20 protein-coding genes and 1 pseudogene are annotated in these 20,114 nt (G+C 57.7%); 10 read left to right on the forward strand and 11 right to left on the reverse strand.

The features are described from left to right. Nucleotides 1–3: 3 nt before the first annotated feature. Both HJB84_RS26125 and HJB84_RS26130 read right to left on the reverse strand, forming a co-directional pair. A pseudogene (locus HJB84_RS26125) lies at nucleotides 4–1,283 on the reverse strand (4-aminobutyrate--2-oxoglutarate transaminase). Nucleotides 1,284–1,318: 35 nt separating this feature from the next. After that, complete coding sequence (locus HJB84_RS26130) at nucleotides 1,319–1,945, reverse strand: adenylate kinase (protein WP_221117308.1); 627 nt, start codon at nucleotides 1,943–1,945, stop codon at nucleotides 1,319–1,321. 297 nt (nucleotides 1,946–2,242) lie between these two features. Here HJB84_RS26130 and HJB84_RS26135 point away from each other — a divergent pair, with 297 nt between their 5' ends. The 6 genes from HJB84_RS26135 to HJB84_RS26160 all read left to right on the forward strand — a co-directional run bounded on the left by HJB84_RS26135 (nucleotide 2,243) and on the right by HJB84_RS26160 (nucleotide 7,422). After that, nucleotides 2,243–2,992 (forward strand): electron transfer flavoprotein subunit beta/FixA family protein, encoded by a 750-nt coding sequence (locus HJB84_RS26135; protein ID WP_221117309.1) that lies wholly within the window; start codon nucleotides 2,243–2,245, stop codon nucleotides 2,990–2,992. Nucleotides 2,993–3,016: 24 nt separating this feature from the next. Further along, nucleotides 3,017–3,949, forward strand: a complete 933-nt coding sequence (locus tag HJB84_RS26140) for an electron transfer flavoprotein subunit alpha/FixB family protein (RefSeq protein ID WP_221117310.1) — start codon at nucleotides 3,017–3,019, stop codon at nucleotides 3,947–3,949. A gap of 174 nt (nucleotides 3,950–4,123) precedes the next feature. Continuing rightward, nucleotides 4,124–4,651 (forward strand): dimethylsulfonioproprionate lyase family protein, encoded by a 528-nt coding sequence (locus HJB84_RS26145; protein ID WP_221117311.1) that lies wholly within the window; start codon nucleotides 4,124–4,126, stop codon nucleotides 4,649–4,651. A gap of 9 nt (nucleotides 4,652–4,660) precedes the next feature. Next, nucleotides 4,661–6,325: an electron transfer flavoprotein-ubiquinone oxidoreductase gene (locus tag HJB84_RS26150; RefSeq protein WP_221117312.1), complete on the forward strand. Its 1,665-nt coding sequence runs from the start codon at nucleotides 4,661–4,663 to the stop codon at nucleotides 6,323–6,325. A gap of 37 nt (nucleotides 6,326–6,362) precedes the next feature. Further along, the gene (locus HJB84_RS26155) at nucleotides 6,363–6,830 is read left to right on the forward strand and encodes a MaoC/PaaZ C-terminal domain-containing protein (RefSeq protein WP_221117313.1); all 468 of its coding nucleotides are present in this window, start codon (nucleotides 6,363–6,365) and stop codon (nucleotides 6,828–6,830) included. Then, nucleotides 6,748–7,422 (forward strand): nucleoside monophosphate kinase, encoded by a 675-nt coding sequence (locus tag HJB84_RS26160; protein WP_221117314.1) that lies wholly within the window; start codon nucleotides 6,748–6,750, stop codon nucleotides 7,420–7,422. The genes HJB84_RS26155 and HJB84_RS26160 overlap by 83 nt, the downstream gene beginning before the upstream one ends. A 48-nt stretch (nucleotides 7,423–7,470) precedes the next feature. Here HJB84_RS26160 and HJB84_RS26165 read toward each other — a convergent pair whose 3' ends face one another. The 3 genes from HJB84_RS26165 to HJB84_RS26175 form a co-directional block, all read right to left on the reverse strand. Further along, nucleotides 7,471–9,156, reverse strand: a complete 1,686-nt coding sequence (locus tag HJB84_RS26165; protein WP_221117315.1) for a carboxylesterase/lipase family protein — start codon at nucleotides 9,154–9,156, stop codon at nucleotides 7,471–7,473. A gap of 139 nt (nucleotides 9,157–9,295) precedes the next feature. After that, nucleotides 9,296–10,570 (reverse strand): NAD(P)/FAD-dependent oxidoreductase, encoded by a 1,275-nt coding sequence (locus HJB84_RS26170; RefSeq protein ID WP_221117316.1) that lies wholly within the window; start codon nucleotides 10,568–10,570, stop codon nucleotides 9,296–9,298. Between the two features lie 30 nt (nucleotides 10,571–10,600). Continuing rightward, on the reverse strand, nucleotides 10,601–11,092 hold the full coding sequence (locus HJB84_RS26175; protein ID WP_221117317.1) for a thioesterase family protein: 492 nt from the start codon (nucleotides 11,090–11,092) through the stop codon (nucleotides 10,601–10,603). Between the two features lie 121 nt (nucleotides 11,093–11,213). On the opposite strand from HJB84_RS26175, the gene HJB84_RS26180 reads away from it, so the two are divergent. Further along, the gene (locus tag HJB84_RS26180) at nucleotides 11,214–12,032 is read left to right on the forward strand and encodes a citryl-CoA lyase (protein WP_221117318.1); all 819 of its coding nucleotides are present in this window, start codon (nucleotides 11,214–11,216) and stop codon (nucleotides 12,030–12,032) included. Between the two features lie 63 nt (nucleotides 12,033–12,095). On the opposite strand, the gene HJB84_RS26185 is transcribed toward HJB84_RS26180, so the two are convergent. The 5 genes from HJB84_RS26185 to HJB84_RS26205 all read right to left on the reverse strand — a co-directional run bounded on the left by HJB84_RS26185 (nucleotide 12,096) and on the right by HJB84_RS26205 (nucleotide 15,223). Then, nucleotides 12,096–12,326 (reverse strand): hypothetical protein, encoded by a 231-nt coding sequence (locus HJB84_RS26185; RefSeq protein ID WP_221117319.1) that lies wholly within the window; start codon nucleotides 12,324–12,326, stop codon nucleotides 12,096–12,098. A gap of 64 nt (nucleotides 12,327–12,390) precedes the next feature. After that, nucleotides 12,391–12,594 carry a hypothetical protein gene (locus HJB84_RS26190; RefSeq protein WP_221117320.1) on the reverse strand — a complete coding sequence of 68 codons (204 nt, stop codon included), beginning with the start codon at nucleotides 12,592–12,594 and terminating at the stop codon, nucleotides 12,391–12,393. A gap of 45 nt (nucleotides 12,595–12,639) precedes the next feature. Then, a complete protein-coding gene (locus tag HJB84_RS26195; RefSeq protein WP_221117321.1) occupies nucleotides 12,640–12,978 on the reverse strand; it encodes a hypothetical protein in 339 nt (112 codons plus the stop codon). Nucleotides 12,979–13,188: 210 nt separating this feature from the next. After that, on the reverse strand, nucleotides 13,189–14,004 hold the full coding sequence (locus tag HJB84_RS26200) for an ABC transporter substrate-binding protein (protein WP_221117322.1): 816 nt from the start codon (nucleotides 14,002–14,004) through the stop codon (nucleotides 13,189–13,191). 109 nt (nucleotides 14,005–14,113) lie between these two features. Beyond that, nucleotides 14,114–15,223 (reverse strand): nitronate monooxygenase family protein, encoded by a 1,110-nt coding sequence (locus tag HJB84_RS26205; protein WP_221117323.1) that lies wholly within the window; start codon nucleotides 15,221–15,223, stop codon nucleotides 14,114–14,116. A 184-nt stretch (nucleotides 15,224–15,407) separates the two neighbouring features. Between HJB84_RS26205 and HJB84_RS26210 the strand changes: the two genes are divergently transcribed. Together HJB84_RS26210 and HJB84_RS26215 are read left to right on the forward strand one after the other, a co-directional pair. Beyond that, a complete protein-coding gene (locus HJB84_RS26210) occupies nucleotides 15,408–16,199 on the forward strand; it encodes an aspartate/glutamate racemase family protein (protein WP_221117324.1) in 792 nt (263 codons plus the stop codon). A gap of 54 nt (nucleotides 16,200–16,253) precedes the next feature. After that, on the forward strand, nucleotides 16,254–17,048 hold the full coding sequence (locus HJB84_RS26215; RefSeq protein WP_207585961.1) for an SDR family NAD(P)-dependent oxidoreductase: 795 nt from the start codon (nucleotides 16,254–16,256) through the stop codon (nucleotides 17,046–17,048). Between the two features lie 254 nt (nucleotides 17,049–17,302). Here the strand turns inward: HJB84_RS26215 and HJB84_RS26220 are convergent, their stop codons facing one another. Then, nucleotides 17,303–18,112, reverse strand: a complete 810-nt coding sequence (locus HJB84_RS26220) for an aspartate/glutamate racemase family protein (protein WP_221117325.1) — start codon at nucleotides 18,110–18,112, stop codon at nucleotides 17,303–17,305. A gap of 323 nt (nucleotides 18,113–18,435) precedes the next feature. On the opposite strand from HJB84_RS26220, the gene HJB84_RS26225 reads away from it, so the two are divergent. Then, nucleotides 18,436–20,085 (forward strand): choline dehydrogenase, encoded by a 1,650-nt coding sequence (locus HJB84_RS26225; protein WP_221117326.1) that lies wholly within the window; start codon nucleotides 18,436–18,438, stop codon nucleotides 20,083–20,085. Nucleotides 20,086–20,114: the final 29 nt, after the last annotated feature.

Below are 20,114 nucleotides of genomic sequence, written 5' to 3' on the forward strand. Positions count from 1 at the left end.
GGCTCACGCTCCTTTTGCACAATCGCGCAATACGCTTTCGAGGATATCCAGGGCCTCGGCAAAAACCTCGTCCTGGATCGTGATTGGGGCCAGGAAACGCACGACGTTTCCGTAGACGCCGCACGTGAGAAGAATGAGGCCCTTTTCGAGGGCGCGGACACGTACCTTGTTGGTAAAGTCGGCGTCAGGCGTGCCCGAGCCTGGCACATTGAACTCAACCGCATTCATGAAGCCGGGTCCGCGGATATCGACGATCTGCGGCACCGTCTCGCGCAACGACTGAAGACGCTGCTTGAGGCGGGCGCCGAGCCTGTCTGCGCGTTCGCACAGATTCTCGCTTTCAATGACATCCAGGACGGCGTTGCCGGCGGCAATCCCGATCGGGTTGCCGCCATAGGTGCCACCAAGCCCGCCTGGGCCGGGTGCGTCCATGATGTCTGCTCGCCCTGTAACCGCTGCAATCGGGAACCCGCCGCCTAGCCCCTTTGCCATGGTCGTCAGGTCTGCGACAACACCAAAGTGCTCCATGGCAAACAGTTTGCCGGTTCGCGCAAAGCCCGTCTGAACCTCGTCGGCGATCAGAAGGATCCCGTGCTGATCGGCGATCTCGCGAAGTTTCAGCATGAACGCCTTCGGCACTTCGTAAAAGCCGCCCTCCCCCTGAACCGGCTCGATGAGGAAGGCTGCGACCCGGCTTGGATCGACATCGGCTTTGAACAGTTTTTCGAGCACCGATAAGGCGTCCTCGACCGAGGTGCCATGCAGCTCGACAGGAAACGGCACATGGAAGACATCGGGCATCATTGCGCCGAAGCCGACCTTATAAGGCTGCACCTTGCCGGTCAGCGTCATGCCCATGAATGTGCGGCCATGAAAACGCCGGTAAAGGCAATGACGGCAGAGCGGTTGGTGGCCGCCCGCGCAATCTTGACCGCGTTTTCTACCGCTTCCGCGCCTGTGGTGACGAACACTGTCTTTTTCTTGAAGTTGCCTGGAACGAGGTCGTTCAGGCGTTCGGCAAGGCGAACATAGTTCTCGTAAGGCACCTCCTGATGGCAGCTATGAGTAAAGCGATCAATCTGATCCTTCACAGCGGCGATGACCTTGGGATGGCGGTGGCCGGTGTTGACGACGGCAATGCCTGCGGCAAAGTCTATGTAGCGACGGCCCTCCACATCCCAAATTTCGGCATTCTCCGCGCGTTCGGCATAGACCTGTGTGGTGACGCCGACACCGCGGGAGACCGCTTCCGCGCGGCGCGCGGCAATTTGCGAGTTTTGCATCGAGATATCCTCTTAATGTGATCGTTGAAGGTCGCTTAGAACCGGGAAGCAACAGTGGGTTTGACGTTCACTGACAGTCGCACCGCGCTCAAGATGGCGTCGATCTGCTGGGACACGCGTTCGATACTGCCCATCCCGTCGATGGTATGCAGCAGACCAACCGTTTCGTAGAACTCCACGACTGGCTCGATCTTTTGACGAAATTCATGGATGCGCTTTTTTAGCACCTCCGGATCGTCGTCGTCGCGAACGGGCTGACCGCTGAGGCGCGCCTCTTCGGCCCGTCGCTCGATACGCGCGGCCAGAGCATTCTCATCGACCGAAATCGAAATGACGGCGTCGATCTGTGCATGCGACGAACGGAGAATTTTCTGCAGATCCTGCGCCTGCGCAATCGTTCGGGGAAAGCCATCAAGGATGAAGCCGGTACGGCAGTCTTCATGGAACAGGCGATCGGCGACAACACCGGTGACAATATCGTCAGGAACGAGCTCGCCCGATTGCATCAGGTCCGCTGCCTTTCTGCCGATATCCGATCCTGACGATACGGCGGCGCGTAGCATGTCGCCCGTAGACAACTGCGGGATCCGATACTCGGTGGCGAGATGACGGGCCTGCGTGCCCTTTCCGGCGCCTGGCGGTCCAAGCAAAATGATCCTCATAGACGGCATCCTCGTCGCTGGTTTGATGTTGCTTTGGTCACCAATCCACGGAGGGACCATTCCAGTTGCAAATGGCACAGACTAATCTTTCCGTTTTTTTGACCCATCCGTCAGTTACATCCAAATCGGCTGGCTGACAAGCTGATCCACTCGCATCCAAGCCGCAGAGTGCTGTGAAAAATTGAAATTCTGACCTTCCGGTCATTTGATTTGACTTATCGGTATGTTTTGCTAGCTTCGGTCCGCAGCGACGCTTTGCCCTCGGTTGGCGAGGCAGAAATCCCTTGAAGGTGAGCCATGAAGATTCTCGTTCCTGTTAAGCGGGTGGTTGATTACAACGTAAAGATCCGCGTCAAGCCGGATGGCACGGGTGTTGAACTCACCAACGTCAAGATGTCGATGAACCCGTTCGACGAGATCTCGGTGGAAGAGGCCCTGCGCCTGAAGGAAGCCGGCAAGGCCGAGGAAGTGGTCGTCGTCTCCATCGGCACGGCCAAGGCCGAGGAAACTTTGCGAACCGCGCTCGCCATGGGCGCCGACCGGGCGATTCTTGTTGAAACCGACGATGCCGTCGAGCCCCTCGCCGTCGCCAAGATCCTCAAGGCCGTCGCCGATGCTGAACAGCCGGGTCTTATCATCGTCGGCAAGCAGGCGATCGACGACGACAGCAACCAGACCGGCCAGATGCTGGCGGCCCTGATGGGCGTCGCCCAAGCGACCTTCGCCTCGAAGATCGAAATCGGCGACGGCAAGGCAACCGTGACCCGCGAAGTCGACGGCGGCCTGCAGACCATCGAGATCAAGCTGCCCGCGGTGATCACCACCGACCTTCGCCTCAACGAGCCGCGCTACGCATCGCTGCCGAACATCATGAAGGCGAAGAAGAAGCCGCTCGACAAGAAGTCACCGGCCGACTTCGACGTGACGACGACGCCGCGCCTGAAAGTGCTGAAGACCGAGGAACCCGGCGGCCGCAAGGCCGGCGTCAAGGTCAAGTCGGTGGCAGAGCTCGTCGACAAGCTGAAAAACGAAGCTGGCGTGCTTTAATTTACGGAAAGGAAGAACAGAACCATGGCCATTCTTCTTCTGGCTGACCACGATAACGCAAGCCTTTCCGACCAGACCGCCAAGGCGCTGAGCGCCGCGGCAAAGATCGGCGGTGACGTGCACGTGCTGGTGGCAGGCAAAGGCGCCAAGCCCGCTGCCGATGCAGCTGCCAAGCTCGCAGGCGTCTCCAAGGTTCTGCTTGCCGAAAGCGACGAACTCGCCAACAATCTGGCCGAACCACTCGCCGACCTGATCGTCTCGCTGGCAGGCAGCTACGACGTGATCATCGCCGCCGCCACCTCGACCGGCAAAAACGTGCTTCCGCGCGTTGCAGCCCTGCTCGATGTCGCGCAGATCTCGGAAATCATCGAGGTCGTCTCCGCCGACACGTTCAAGCGCCCGATCTATGCTGGCAATGCGATCCAGACGGTGCAGTCGACCGACGCCAAGAAGGTCATCACCGTGCGCACCGCTTCCTTTTCCCCGGCCTCCCAAGGCCCGACTGCTGCTGTCGAGCAGATCTCGACGGCAGCCCTTTCTTCACTGCTCTCGTCGTTCGTGTCCGAGGATGTCTCCGCCTCCGATCGCCCGGAGCTGACCTCTGCTAAGATCATCATCTCGGGCGGCCGCGCGCTCGGCTCGGCGGAGAAGTTCCGTGAAGTCATCCTGCCGGTTGCCGACAAGCTCGGTGCGGCCGTCGGCGCCTCGCGCGCTGCCGTCGATGCCGGTTACGCTCCGAACGACTGGCAGGTCGGCCAAACCGGCAAGGTCGTCGCACCGCAGCTCTACATCGCCGTCGGCATCTCTGGTGCCATCCAGCATCTCGCCGGCATGAAGGACTCGAAGGTCATCGTCGCCATCAACAAGGACGAGGAAGCGCCGATCTTCCAGGTCGCTGACTACGGCCTCATCGGGGATCTCTTCGAGATCCTGCCACAACTCGAAAAGTCACTCTAACGCCAGATGTCCCAAAGCTTCCGCAGGACGCCAGACCGCCGCGATGATCTATTGCTCCTTGGCGAGACGAGTGGAGCAAAGAGGGGAGACGGTCGCTCTGTCGGGCGGCCGGTTGCCCTGCAGAGCATTTTGAACGGGATGTACGGCGCAATGGTAGCTCCGGATACGCCGCTAATGCCGAAACGCATCGCGGGAAAGGTCTTCGAGAAGCTGATCAGGCCCGGCCGCTTCGCGCTCGCGGAGGCCTCGTCGGCACTGTCTGCGCAAATGAGCGAGACTTTTGACAGCGCATTGGGAAGTTTATCCCACAGCACTGGCATCCTCGGCGATTTAAGGCAAAACTTTCATGCATTGACACGAAATTTCGAATGGACGCGAAGCCCTTCGGGACCGTTCGCCAGCTGTAACTTTGACAGCGGGCACGCGCATGCGCTTCTGGTCGGTCCAGGTGGCATCGAAGAACGCAGCGATGTTCGCATCGGCCTGTTGCTGATGGCGCCGTTCACACGCTTTCCCGATCACATCCAGTATCAAGCGCGGTCGTTTCTCGCGCTTTCCCCGATGGAATTCTCTGCCACTCAGGAAGGATGGAAGCGTGTGAGCGTTGGAGAGCTCAGCTATTGCGGCGCCGGCGAGCTTGTGGCCCTCCGTTCCGTTTCAAAGCCCCTCCTTTGCCTCTGGTGCAACATGGAACGGCGGTAAGGAGGATTGATGAACGAGATGACTGATCTGCCCGAACGCGAAAGCATGGAATTCGACGTGGTGATCGCAGGAGCTGGCCCTGCAGGGCTTTCTGCGGCTATCCGGCTGAAGCAGGTCAATCCGGACCTGAAGGTTGTCGTCCTCGAAAAGGGTGCTGAAGTCGGCGCCCATATCCTGTCAGGCGCCGTTGTCGATCCGATCGGCATCGACCGGCTGCTGCCGGGCTGGTGCGAGGAGGAGGGGCATCCGTTCAAGACGGAAGTGAAAGACGACCAGTTCCTGCTGCTCGGCCCGGCCGGCTCGATCCGCCTGCCGAATTTCGCCATGCCGCCGCTGATGAACAATCACGGCAACTACATCGTCTCGCTCGGCCTCGTCTGTCGGTGGCTGGCCGAGAAGGCCGAAGCGCTCGGTGTCGAGATCTATCCGGGTTTTGCCGGAACCGAAGTGCTCTACAATGATCAGGGCGCCGTCATCGGCGTTGCCACTGGCGACATGGGCGTCGAGAAGAACGGTGAGCCCGGCCCGAACTTTGCCCGCGGCATGGAACTGCTCGGCAAGTATACGCTGATCGGCGAAGGCGTGCGCGGCTCGCTTGCCAAGCTGTTGATCGCCAAGTTTGATCTCTCGAAGGACCGCGAACCCCAGAAATTCGGCCTTGGCATCAAGGAGCTCTGGCAGGTCAAACCCGAGAACCACAAACAGGGTCTCGTCCAGCATTCCTTCGGCTGGCCACTCGGCATGAAGACGGGCGGTGGTTCGTTCCTCTATCATCTGGAGGACAATCTCGTTGCCGTCGGCTTTGTCGTGCACCTGAACTACAAGAACCCCTATCTTTACCCTTTCGAGGAATTCCAGCGTTTCAAGACGCATCCGGCGATCCGTGGAACTTTCGAGGGCGGCAAGCGGCTCTCCTACGGCGCTCGCGCCATCACCGAGGGCGGCTACCAGTCGGTGCCGAAGCTGACGTTTCCGGGCGGCGCGCTGATCGGTTGCTCGGCCGGTTTCGTAAACGTGCCGCGTATCAAGGGCAGCCACAATGCGGTTCTGTCGGGCATGCTGGCCGCCGAAAAGATTGCCGCTGCGATCGAAGCGGGACGTGCCAATGACGAGGTCGTCGAGATCGAGAACGAATGGCGTAAGGGTGATATCGGCAAGGACCTGAAGCGGGTTCGCAACGTCAAGCCGCTGTGGTCGAACTTCGGCACGCTCATCGGCATCGGCCTCGGCGGGCTCGACATGTGGACGAACCAGCTGTTCGGTTTCTCCTTCTTCGGCACGCTGAAGCACGGCAAAACCGACGCGCAATCGCTGGAACCGGCCGCACAGCATAAGCCGATCGCCTATCCGAAGCCGGATGGCGTGCTGACCTTCGACCGTCTGTCCTCGGTGTTCCTGTCGAACACCAATCACGAGGAGGATCAGCCGGTGCATCTGCAGGTCAAGGACATGGGCCTGCAGAAGCGATCCGAGCACGATATCTATGCCGGCCCGTCGACGCGTTACTGTCCGGCCGGCGTCTACGAATGGGTGGAGAAGAACGGCAAGGACACCTTCGTCATCAACGCCCAGAACTGCGTGCACTGCAAGACGTGCGACATCAAGGACCCCAACCAGAACATCAACTGGGTGCCGCCGCAGGGCGGCGAGGGGCCGGTCTATCCGAACATGTAGCCGTGGCCGTCCGGTCTCGAATTCGTAGGAAGCTCAAGTGAAAGATTTATGGTTTGAAGACCTGTCGATTGGCTTCGGTGTTCGTAGCGAGCCTATCTTGCTAACAAGGGACGCCATTATCCGATTTGCCGGCGAGTTCGATCCACAACCGTTTCACTTGAGTGAAGAAGGAGCAGCCAACAGCTTCTTCGCGACTCTTGTCGCGAGTGGGGCACACTCGTACGCGCTGACTATGCGGCTGGGCGTCAACGCTGGGGTCTTCACGGGCAATGCTATTGCAGGGCTGGGCGTGGATGAAATGCGTTTCCTCAAGCCGCTGCTTCCTGAAAGTAAGCTCAGCGCGACTTTCACGGTGAAGTCTTTACGCGAGTCTCGAAGCAAGCCTCACCTCGGCATTGTTCATTGGCTCGCAGAAACCTACGATGACAACGGCGTTCGGGTATTTTCAGCGATCATTAAGAACCTCGTCCTGCGCGATCCCCAACGGCAGATCGTATCCGAATAGAAATCCGAAACGGCTCACCGGCCTGCGCCGTGAACGCACCGATGCTCAACGAACAATTGTTTCCATGCGAATGGTCATCATTGGTCCTCATCTGGCAGGAATCGGCGCACAGGCATCGCTTCTTTCAAAAAGACTGTCTGTTCCGCATTTTTCTCCAGGAGAGATGCTACGCGCGGCCGTCAGAAACGGAACGGTAGGTGGCGCAGCCGCCCAGCAGGAGATGGAAGGCGGCGGTGTCGTCTTAGACGATACCACGCAAGGAGTAGTGATCGAGCGACTTTCTGAGTCGGATGCGCGCAATGGCTTTATTCTGCATGGTTTCCCAGAAACGATCCAGCAAGCTGTCGCACTGGATGAAACGCTCCGCCAGAAGCGCTTTAGACTGGATGCTGTCATCGAGCTGTGCCGAATTGAGCAGACCTCCGCCTTTCCTGCCAGCCTAAAAGAGCCTGCAGGCCCAAATGGAAGCGTTGGACCTGTAGCAATCTACTACTGGAACCAGCAGCGGCTCATCGTGCTCGACGCTCCGAGAGACGACAGCGCAATGTCAGAAGCAATCTACAAAGCACTTGCCCTACACGATCTCGTCTGAAGCTGCCAAGGCGACAGGCACAGCGCGATATGCGCTGTGCCGACCTCGTTACGATCCCACACCCACGTCAAGGCTCGCAAGGAGTTTGCGAACGTCGCCACCTAATGGATCGGCAATGACGACGGATTCACTGTCGAGCCGCATGACTTGTCTCGTCTTGGTGTCGTAGGCCGGCCATGTGGGCAACGCGTTTGCGGATGGCTTTCCATCTCGCGCAAAGCTCGACCACAAACCTATCACAGCGTCACGGAGCTTGTATCTATTCTCATTAGGATCGAGCTTCTGGCGAGCAGCGTCGAGATTTGGGTCTCCCCAAATCAGGTCGATGTCGAGATGGTCGAACAAGAACGGTAATTCGGCCGCATGCGTAGCCCATTCTCCACCAAAGCAAGGTTCCTTCCAGCCAAAGCGATACATGTAGACATCGGACGCACTGTGCTCGAAACGGGATTCTGCCTGTTCGATGGCATCACGCGTCATCCACAACTCAGTAGAGACCGCCACAAGCAGGTGGTAGGGATCAATGTCCGGGTTCTTTTTCTTTGTTGCGTCAATCAATTCGGCGAGTTTCGTCCGACCTTCATCTACAACCTTCGAAAACAGCTGCTCCAGAATTCCGCTGACCGACTTCTCATCGGCCGGAGCTTTAAGCAAGTCAGCAATCAAAAGCGGAAACGTGCCCTCGGCTTCGTTGGTGCCGACAAGGAGCGGAATGCTCTTCGAGTTGTCAATCGCTTCCGGTGAACCAGGGTGAAACGGCAGTGTGTCCGGGTCGAGTACCGGCGAGAAGGCAATGTCTGAAAAACCGCCACGAATGTTTGCTTCTGATACTTTGATGTAGGTATCCCAAATCGTCTGCGGCGGAATGCTCTCCAAGGCCTGGAGATTGTCTTCGGAGACGCCCAACAGCTTTAGAGCTGCTCTTGCATCCGCTGTTGTTTTTTCAGCAGAGCGTAAGCGCAACTGCGATCCGCTCTGAACAATCGCTCTATGGAAGAGCCCATTTGCCGCAGGCATTGCCATTAAGCAGCTGACTTTTCCGCCCCCACCCGACTCCCCGAAGATAGTGACATTCTCGGCGTCACCGCCGAAGGCGGCAATGTTTCTCTTGATCCATCGGAGCGCTTCAACGAGATCAAGCAGTCCAGCGTTGGAGCATCCCTTGTAATCTGCAGACAGACCTGCGAGGTGCATAAAGCCAAGCATGTGAATGCGATGGTTGACGGTCACTGCCAAGACGTCGCCACGTTCGGCAAGATGGGCAGCGTCATACATTGGCGCACCACCAGAACCGTACATGTAAGAGCCGCCATGGAAAAACACCATCACTGGCTTCTTCGTGCTACCGCGAGCACTCCAAATGTTCAGGACCAGGCAGTCCTCACTGCCGTTGTTATCCTCTTTCCAACCAACCCAATCTGGGTTGTTTTGGAAGCATGGATCGCCAAGCGCGGTCGCCTCTCGAATGCCGTTCCAAGGCTTTAGGGGCGTCGGCTGTCGAAAGCGGCCGTTCCCCTCAGTCGTTTCGCCATATCGGACGCCTTTGAAGATGTTGAGCTTGTCGGTGGATGTTCCCCGAAGCTTTCCCTCGTGAGTGGTCACGAGCGGCCCGTCTAACGCCGCGTCAGCGAACACAGGATATGCGAAATTCAGAAGTGCTCCTCCGGCCCCGACGGCGGCGCATTTCAAAGCGTTGCGGCGAGAAATAGTCAGGATGCGATTATCTATGCTCATTCGTTCCCTCCTGGTTCGGTCGCACAAGGCGACGCAAACTGAACTAACAATCAAAAATACATACTGACAAGTCTATAAAAGAGTCTATGCATTCAAATTGCAATAGAATGGATTTCGGATCGTGGAAGTGGCAGCCTCATCACTCGTCCTTGGCAAACTCCTTGATGGTTTCGCGTTGCGTAATGAGTCTGGCACTGTGCTGGCCGCTGATAGAAATCCAGAGCCAGCTCCAGGCGACAGCAAACCGCCAGCGGGTTCCAATGAGAAAATAAATATGGGCAAGACCCCATATCCACCACGCCAGCGAACCCTTAAGTTTGATACGCCCGAAATCGATGATGGCTGCACTGTTACCTATCGTCGCGAGGCTGCCTTGATGGCGATAGCGGAATGGTCCCGGCGGATTCTTTCCTGCTAGCCGGGCGCGGAGAACCTTGGCCACATAAGCACCCTGTTGCTTGGCGGCCGGCGCAATCCCTGGCACAGGCTTCCCCTCAGCTTGGATCACGCAAGCGGTATCGCCAATGACAAACACGTTCGGCTGGCCGGAGACGGTCAGATCCGGATCCACGATCGTGCGTCCCGCGCGATCGGAATTTGTACCCAACCATTTGGCCGCAGGCGACGCCTTCACACCTGCAGCCCAAATGATGGTCTTGCAGGCTATGAAATCGTCACCGACCGTGACCCCCTCGACGGAGCAATTGGTCACCGGCCGACCGAGTATGATTTCAACGCCGCGCTTACGCAGGCTATCGTGTGCATAACGCGCAAGCGCTTCGTCAAAACTTGGCAATATCCGTCCCCCTGCCTCAATCAGGAGGACGCGGGTCGCACGCGTATCGATACGGCGGAATTCCTGCGGAAGCGTTCTGTGGGCAAGCTCGGCGATGATCCCCGCAAGCTCAACGCCTGTTGGCCCTGCCCCGACAATCGCAAACGTTAGAAACGCTGCTTTCTCTCCTGACGACCGCGTTGCCTCTGCCCTCTCGAAGGCGAGCAAGGCTCGTCGACGGATTGTCGTCGCATCCTCCAGCGTCTTGAGTCCGGGAGCGACCGGCTCCCATTCATCCCGGCCGAAGTAGGCGTGCGTTGCGCCCGTTGCAAGCACCAGACTGTCGTATGAGATAGCCTCGCCATTGCTGAGCGACAGCTCATTGGCTTTCGCGTCCACGGAAACGACCTCGCCGAGCAGCGTCGTCACCTCCGACCGGTTCCGATAAAGAGAGCGGATCGGCCAGGCGATTTCCGATGTCGCCAAGAGTGTCGTTGCCACTTGGTAGAGCAGAGGCTGGAAAAGGTGATGGTTGCGCCTGTCGATGAGCGTTATCCGGGTCGGAACGCCCTTGAGGTCGTTGATCAGTTGCAGGCCGGCGAACCCGCCACCGACGACGACGAGATGATGATCTTTCATACGGGCCCTGCCTGTGGTTTGCGCGTCGGGTTAGAGCGGCTGAATGTCCTGGAGCCTGAAGAGCGACTGCTCTGCCTCCAATCTGATCACGTCAGGCAACGGCAAGCTTCTCCGCTCCTTGAGGTCGAAGTAGACCGATTTGATCTCGTTCGCCGCGGAGAGGTTGCCGGCCATATCGTAGAGCTTATGGAGCGTTGTCAGTGACGTTTGTCCCACGCGCCCGACGTTACTGTCGATGTAGAAGAGGCTGCCGATCTTAAGCTCCTTTGAAAAGCTCACCGTGTGCTGGACGTCCGCCCAGCCTTGGCTACGCTCTGTCTGCCACTCTGCGCGGTAGCCCAGGGCATGAACCAAGTGCCACATCGCTTGGTCGAAAGCGGCAACATAGTACTGGACGTTCATGTGGCCCATGGCATCACAATTCAAAGGATAAACCACGCCAGAGTAAGTTCTCAAAAGAGCCTCCAATGATGATGCCGCGATCAGCTCCGCGCGGGACGGATTCGCAACGATCGCCTCCAAAAGAAATTATACCATAAAATCCAAAAAACATACCCGCTGGACAAATATTTCGATCCTTGATAACTATTTTGGCGAGCGGCCAGTCGATGGTCGGAATACCAGTTCAGGAAGGACCGAGTAGATGACCACCGATGTGCGAAAGTCGTGGACTACCAGCGTGAGCGATGTCGAGGATGCAGATGTCTTCATCCGCGGCTACAGCCTGGGCGACATTATCGGCAACATGTCCTTTGCGGCGGCAACCTATCTGCTCATTCGCGGAAAGCTCCCGACACCGGGACAGACGAAGATGATCGACGCGGTCCTTTGCTCCGTCCTCGATTATTCTCTGAAGAAGCCGGGAACCGTGGCAGCTCGCTACTGTGTCTCCGGCAATCCCTCAATGGTTGCCGGTCTTGCGACGGCAATGCTTTCGGCAGGCGAATATACGCTTGCGCCTGATAGCGCCGGGACCTTCATCCGCAACACCTACGACACGCACCGCAAGCCCGGCGCATCCATCGACGAATGTGCGGAAGCCGCGGTCGACGAGATCCGCCAGACGAAGATGCGCGTTGGCGGCTTCGGCCATCCGAACTTCAAATATCTCGACCCGCGAGCGCAGAAGCTTAAGACGATTGCTGTCGAGGCGGGCGTGTGGGGCGATGTCTGCGACTGGTATGAAGCGGTTCATCGCGCTTTCATCAAGCGGGTGACCAAGCCCGAGATGGCCATCAACGAAGTCGGCATGATGGCTGCCATCCTCACGGAAATGTCGTTCACCCCCGACGAAATGACAGGTCTTGCCCTTCTGTCGACGTTCCCCGGCGTCGTTGCCCATATCTCCGAGGAGCTTCAGTCGAAGACCCGTATTCGCACGCTTCCCGACGATATTGTCGACTATGCGCGCGAGCGCAAGGAATTGAACAGGGATATGGCCGCCGCGGGCTGGACTGCTTGACCGATCAGGCGAGCGGGCGTCCCATCTGAGAGGCGCCCGGCTCATCGAAACACCAACACCGGATCAGCTATCCTCAGGCAAGGCGATGGATATCGCGGTCGCCGCCCCGATCGGTCCGGACCGCCGCTCCAGCATTTGAGCGACTTTTTCCTCTCGGCTCTCATCAAACTGCTGTCCGACATTGCATTTCAAAAGATCAACGACCCAGAATTCAAGGCGCCAATTGCCGGAAGCCTGCGCACAGTCGAGCTGAGCATATGTGGGCGATTCTCCCTCCTTGAGGGCTTCCAGCAACGTCTCGACGGCGCCCGTCGTCCGCACCCGGCAACCGACCGGAGCCTCTTCAAATCGGACATACTTACCGGGTCGATGACGGCACGGTCGGTGGATTATAAAGGAGGTAGTAGACGACCTCGCCAAAGACGTTGTTCATGTCCTTCATCGCCGCCACCTGCTTGCTGCCCGCTTTCAGGGCAGCGTATTTACAGCCGTCCACGAAATCATACTGGACGTTCAACTTGTGCAACGGTGAGTGAGGATCCCGACGCAGAAACTCGTTCATGCCATATTGAAATCCCACCGGGTCTTCGTCCTGGACATCATTGTTCTAGGGGTAGAGCCGCTTGGACTGTAATAGACCAATCTTTTGCGCAATAAGCGCCTCGGCCCGGTAGACGAAAACAAGGATTGCAATATCGGCTGTCTCCCAACTGTAGAGACGTCGCAGGCCACCAATATTGCGCACGTCCATTTGCACGACCGCTCCGGACGGCAGAAGTCTTGGGGCGCAAGAGGGTATGATTGCTTCGATGAGCCCGTCATCCAGGCTGGTTTCGCGCATGTTGGGAACATTGATCAATCGCTCCGACACGATGCGGTTCGCCTCGGCGAACACCTTGTAAAAGAACTCAATTGCATCATCGGGAATGCCAGGCCAGTTCAACATATAGCTCCTCCGCGGTCACGTCCCGTTCCAATCGACGCCGGACACGCAATGGTCTTGCCGACGACCTCACCCGAGATCCGTTGCCAGAAAAATAGAACCCGGACGTAAGCTCGCAAAGCCGTTCAAGCCACCAAGCATGGACGGCCGCAAAAACCAAAAGACCGCTTCGGCTGCCCGAAGCGGTCTTCACGGTAAAAAGGCTGAAAAGGACTACTTCACCATACGAGGCTCACCGACGTCTCCGACCTTCTTGTCAAAGCCGGCAGCTTCTAGTTCTTTTACAATCGTCCCATCCTTGTGCTGGCCTTCGATGCTTTTGTCGAGGGCGGCCCCGAGCGATTCATTCCCCTTCGTGTAGATCACGCCGGCCTGGGCGGGCAGGATCGAAGCCTGGATGCGCTCGTCAGGCTTTGCGAGCTTGATCTGGATGCCCTTGTAGCCGTCCGCCGTCTTCTGGATGTAAGCGCCTGAATTGTAACCGTCCGCGGCGATATCGATACGTCCGGCTTCTAGGTCCTGTGCGAGCGCCACAGGCGTCGGATAAAGCTTCAACTTGGGTCCGAGCATCGTCTGCATCTCGCCAACCCAAAGATAGCCCTGAACGGTACCGACATTCTTGCCGTCGAAGGCGGCCACAGTGTCTGCGCCATCCTTGGAGAAGATCCCCATTGGATCGAGATAGGTCGGCGCCGACATCGACACGGCCTTGGCTCGTTTTTCGGTGCGGTTCCAGCTTCCTATGGCAACGTCTGCCTTACCGCTGACGACCGCCTGGATTGTTGCTGCCGGATCGAGCACCATGGGAACGACCTCCAGACAATTTTCTTTGGCGGCGCGGGTGACAATGTCGACGTCGATGCCGGAAATGCCCTGGCCCGAGGTGACCGAGAAAGGCGGGTAGTCGTAGGCAGCAACGATCAGCTTACCTTCCTGGACGGTTTTGACCTTTGTCGCACAGTCGGCCGCGAAACTGGATGCGGCCTGGGCCAGCAGAGCCATTGCTGTAAATGCTAGAATACGCTTCATAGTTATTCCCTCTCTTTGCTTTTTGACGAAGGTGACTGGCTTGCCGGTCTCACCCTGTAACCGGATCTTGGAAAACACAGAGGCTTTCGAATTCTCGGACGGGCGGGGCTCAGTCCTGCAGCAGGCTCTCCATGCGCTCCATCGCGTCGACATATTCGGTCAACATGTCGTAGACGACCTGCTTGACGGTCTTCGGCTCGTTGACCTGGCCGACGACTTGACCTGCTGCATAGGTCATCCAGTCCTTTCGATGGGACCGCTCCGCCCTGCGGAAAGGCTCGCCCGACAAAATTGACTGGAGAGGGACTTTCAGAGGCTTGGGCGCGTCTTCAGCCGCCCAGGCCTCGGTGAACTTGCTTTTCAGCGCACGGCACGGCTTGCCGGTATAGCCGTAGGTGATGACTGCATCGGTGGATTTGGCCGCGTATAGGACGTCGCGCATATCCGGATTGAGCTCGCTTTCGACGGTACCGAGCCAAACCGTTCCGCACCAGACGCCCTCTGCGCCTAGGGCAAGTGCTGCCGCCATCTGGCGGCCGTTGCCGACGCCGCCGGCAGCCAAAACCGGGATCGGATGAACGCGATCGACCACTTCCGGCCACAAGACCATTGAAGCCACGGTTCCGGTGTGTCCACCGCCCTCTGTGCCCTGGGCAATGATCAGGTCCATGCCGGCTTCAACCTGTTTTTCGGCTTGGCGGGACGATCCGACTAGGGCGCCGAACTTGATCCCGGCAGCGTGAGCCCTGTCGATCACGCTTGATGGGGCAACGCCGAGTGCGCTGACAACCAGCTTGACGGGGTGGCGCATAGCGACCTCAAAAAGGGCGTCACTCTCCTCCTGCGTGAAGCTCAAGTTCGCGGCATAGTCCTCGTACCAGCCGTCGACATCTTCTTGCGGCAGTTCGGGCACACCATCCTGGGACATCAGGCCGTTGATATAGTCGACCTGCTCGCGTGGAAGGATCTTGCGGGGACTCTTGCCGCCTGAGATGTCGGAGGCGGTCGAGGTGAAGATCATGTCCACACCGTAGGGCTTGCCCTCAATGTGATTGTCGATCCACTTCAGTTCCTGCTCAAGATGCTCAGGCGTCATCCAGGCGGCTCCGAGAACCCCGATCCCACCGGCTTTTGACGTCGCGACGACGACATCGCGGCAGTGGCTGAAGGCAAAGATCGGGGCTTCGATGCCAAACATTTCAGTGATGGCCGTTTTCATCAAACCTCTCCGCCTAAATTAAAGACTTTTAATACGTTTAATTTGACTAGTGAGTATGTCAACAGAAATTTTAGTCGTCCGCGTCGTGCCCAGCCTGGCGATATGCGCTTGACAAGGCGCCGAAAGAGTAATCAAACTTTCGAGTCTAATTTACATTCCCTTTGGTCCGTTTTTGTGAGCGCCAATGACAAAACGCATCAATTTCATCAATCCGTTCGGGTCGGAAAGTTATGACGCGATCATCCTAAAGACGTTGTCGCACTACGCGTCCGAGGGCACGGCCCTTGACGTCACGCATCTCGACAATTCCCCGGCGGACATCGATTTCTTCTATTCAAAACACATGATCGAACAATCGCTCTTCGAGCAGATCATGGTCGCGCAGGAAGCCGGATACGACGCCGTGATCGTCGGCTGCCTCTACGATCCGGGCGTCAGGATCGCGCGCGAGCTCGTCGACATTCCGGTTATCGGCCCACTTGAAGCATCGTTTCAGATGGCGGCTTACTACGGACACTCAACGATGGTGCTGACTGATCACCGCAAGGCTGTTCCCTATATCTACGATCAGGCTCGCCTGAATGGCCAGGGCAACACGGTTCGCGGCGTCGATGCAATCGATTGGTTCGTTAAGGACATGATCCATGACCGCCAGGCCGTTGCCAAGGACGTGGTGCGCCTGTCCAAACAGGCCGCAGAGCGCTTCGGCGCCGAAACCGTCATCATGGGCTGCACCATAATCGCAGCGATCTACCAGGAGTACCTGATGGACGGCGGCAGTCCCTCGGAGGTGCCAATCATCAACCCCAACCTGATGGCGCTGAAAATAGCGGAAGGACTTGCCGATCTTCACAAGAAAGGCGGCTATCAGCTGGCTCGCCAGGGCTTCTACATGCAACCCACCGGGCATTTCAAGGACGAGTTCGATAATGCCCGACGCGTCTGGAATGCATCGAAGCCGCAATTTGCCAGATAGCTAGAGCCGCACCCGCGGCGACACTCGAAAACAGATCTATGATTGGAGAATGGTATGGAACTGAGCTTGTCGGGACGAACAGCAGTCATCACCGGCGGAGAAACCGGGATTGGCGCTGCCATCACGCGCGCCTTGGCCGAGGCGGGCGCAAACGTTGTCATCGGCGGGATCCTCGACCAAGTCGGGACGAAATTTTCCGATGAACTGGTCGCAGCTGGTTTGAAGGTCTCTTTCCAGAAGACCGACGTCCGCGTGGAAGGAGAGGTCAACGCTCTGGTGGAAGGCGCTGTCGAGCGATTTGGCGCAATCGACGTCATGGTGAACAATGCCGGCGTGTTCGACGGATTTGCCGATTGTCTGGAGACGACTGAAGCACTTTGGGACCAGATTATCGACATCAATCTGAAGGGTACCTTCTTCGGATGCCGGGCAGCACTGAAGCACATGATGGCAAAAGGCGCAGGCAGGATCATCAACACATCGTCGGTTGGCGGACTACGTGGTGCGGCGGATGGCGCCTCCTATACGGCGTCGAAATTTGGCGTTGTGGGCCTTACACGCCAGATCGCTGTCAGTCACAGCCAGTATGGGATCACGGTCAACGCAATTTGCCCGGGCGTAATCCAGACCGACATTCGCGGTAACTCTGCGGCCATCTTGGGTGCCGACGGTCCCGACATGCAAAAGGGCGTCGGCAGTGATCCGGAGGGATACAAGCGGCTAGTTCCGGCAAAGCGCAAGGGCTTGCCGCACGAAGTTGCTGCGGTTGCTCTGTTTCTGGCGACAGATGCCGGAAGCTACGTCTCCGGCCAGGCGATTGCCATTGATGGCGGGTGGACGGCCACCTAACAGATACGATCTCGGCAGCACCCCTTGCCACCGTTAGGGGTGCATATGCCGCGATCGAAACACGGCATACACGCCACTGGCCGGGCTGGGCACTCCCCTTATTAGTAAGTTCTCTTTCAGGGTTGACCATGCTGGCCAGGATCTCGCTGCGCCATCCCCCGTCCTTGAAACAAACGGCATTCCAGAACTGAAAAGGCCGCAGACGGGTTGTCCGTTGCGGCTTTATCGTTCCTCACCGAGTGATCGTCGGCTGTTCATTCGGCAATGTAGCTGCTCACGAGGTTCGACTTTGCGTTGCGCCACGCCTGACGGGTGACTTCTGTGACAGCCTGGAAGTGGGGGTCTTTCGGCTGACCGTAATAGCCAAGCCGTGAAACGTGGTAGTTCCCCTTCTGGTAAAGATTAGCAAGTGTTTCGGCCATGCCAAGCGCCATCAGATTGGGATTGAGGATCGGGAACGGTGCCGGCTCTCCGCCGTCCATCAAGAACTTCTGGTAGGAGGCTGCGATGATGGTGCAGTTCAAAATGACGGCTTCGGCTCCAGTGCGCTCGATCGACTTTGCGGTTTGTTCGACGACAGCATGGGCGACCGCCGAGGTGTCCAGTACCATGTCCTTGACGTACCAGTCGATCACATCAAGGCCAAGGATCCTATCCGAGGCACCGTAGAGCTTGACATTGTCCTTCATCTGCGAACCGGCTTTGACATGATCAGCCACAATGACGGCGGTGCGTCCATAGAAGGAAAGCATGTTCAAGCTTGCCTCGAACGGACCGATAACCGGAATGTTAACCAGCTCACGCGATACCATAACGCCCGGATCATAGCAGCAGCCGACGATCACAGCGTCAAATCCATCTTCCTCGGATTTCCTGACGGCTTCGAATAGAGCCGCTTCGACCATGTGCTTCGGATAAAAATAGTCCATATCCGCCGGGCAGCCTTCGAGATGGGTGACCTCGAGCTGCGTGTCCTGCATGGCGTAATGCGTCAGCGTTTCCTGGATGAGGTCGTCATAGGCTGTGGTCCCGAACGGGTTGATGAAATTGATCCGACGCGGCATCTGGATTCTCCGTCACGCTGTTTTTGATAGATCTGACCAATGGGTATTTTAAATTGTCCCTCTAGTCAATGTTTTGGAGACCTTTGCCAGCAATGTTGGCGTCCGATCGCACGACGATATGTAAAGGCCCAAGGCCGCTTGACCGGGAAGCTGTTGTTGCGATATTCTGACCCACGGGTTTATTTTTTTAACTCACAAGTCAGCACTTTCATCAGGAAGTCGAACTGACTTTCAGGAACTGAGGCTGTCAGAACTGGATCCCGGCGAAATGTACGTTGAGGTCACACGATCTGTAGGTCCCACGTCATCTATGGAACGATATCATGGCCGTAGCCGAACGATTTGACTATGTCATCATTGGAGCTGGATCCGCTGGGAGCGTCCTTGCCAATCGGCTTAGCGCCGACCCCGCCGTGAAGGTCTTGGTGCTTGAAGCTGGCGGTCCTGACCGTCGGTGGGACTTCAGGATTACCATGCCAGCCGCACTGGTCTATCCTCTTAACAGCCCGACCTATAACTGGCAGTTCCTGAGCGAGCCAGTGCAAGCGCTGAACAATAGGCAGTTGCCATTCTTCCGGGGAAAGGGTTTGGGCGGCTCTTCGACAATCAACGGCATGGTCTACGTGCGTGGAAACGCGATGGACTTCGACAACTGGGCTCTCGACGAGGGCTTGGACGACTGGGACTATGCGCACTGCCTACCTTATTTCAGGCGTTCGGAGACGTACTCGGAAGGCGGCGATGACTATCGCGGCTCTACCGGGCCGCTGCATGTGTCGCGTGGCAAGCCAGAAAGTCCCCTTTACGAGATTTTCCTGCAGGCGGCCTACGAGGCGGGGCACCAGCACACCCCCGACGTGAATGGCTTTCGCCAGGAAGGTTTTGGCTATTTCGACGCGACGATTCACAACGGGATCCGCGAAAGCGCTTCGCGCGCCTATCTGCACCCGATCATGAAAACCCGTCCCAACCTGACGGTCGTGACTGGGGCGATGGTCGGGCAGTTGAACTTTCAAAACCGCCGCTCCGAAAGCGTGGCCTACAGAAGCGAAGGGAAGACTCAGACCGCCCACGTCGAGCGCGAGATCATTCTCTGTGCCGGCGCAATCCAGTCACCACAGCTGTTGATGCTGTCGGGGATTGGCAACGCCGACGATCTGAGATCGAAGGGTATCGAACCGGTGATCGACCTTAACGGTGTCGGCAAGAACCTCGGCGATCACCTCGAATGGATCGTGTCATACAAATGCACGAAACCACTTTCCTACTATGGTGCAACCAAACCCTTGAAGCAGGCGATGATTGGCGCCCAATGGCTTGCCAACCAAACCGGGCTTGGCGCATCCAATTTCTTCGAGGCCGGCGGTTTCCTACGATCGACGCCGTCGAAAGCCTATGCGGACGTTCACCTGCATTTCGTGGCGCTCGCGGCCGAATATAGCGGTCGCGTTTCTGCTCCGGGCCATAGTTTCCAGGTTCATCTTAGCCCTGGCCTGCCTGAAAGCCGCGGATGGATCTCCCTGAAATCACGGAATCCCGAGGACCATCCCGTCATTCAACCGAATTACCTGTCGGAACAGCGTGACTGGGTCGAGGCGCGTGCAGCAATCCGGCGGTCTTTCGAAATCCTGGAAATGCCAACGCTCAGCGAATATCGCGGCGAACGCATCCATCCCAACAAGACGCTCGACGATGATACTCTCCTGGATGAATACATTCGCGCCCATGCCGAAACCGGGTACCACTACGCCGGGACCTGCCGAATGGGAGATGGGCCTGACTGTGTTGTGGATGGGCAATTGCGCGTGCACGGCATCAAGGGGCTGAGGGTCGTTGATGCATCGGTCATGCCGCGGCCGACAAACGGCAACACCAATGCCCCGACCATCATGATCGCGGAAAAGGCGGCCGACCTCATTCTGGGTCTTGGGCCCCTTGCACCTTCCGACGCGCCTTCCTTCCGACATACCTAAGGAAAAAGAACGGCGGCCAAAGCCGGATT

The sequence above is a fragment of the Rhizobium sp. NZLR1b genome (assembly GCF_019685155.1).
Classification (GTDB): domain Bacteria; phylum Pseudomonadota; class Alphaproteobacteria; order Rhizobiales; family Rhizobiaceae; genus Rhizobium.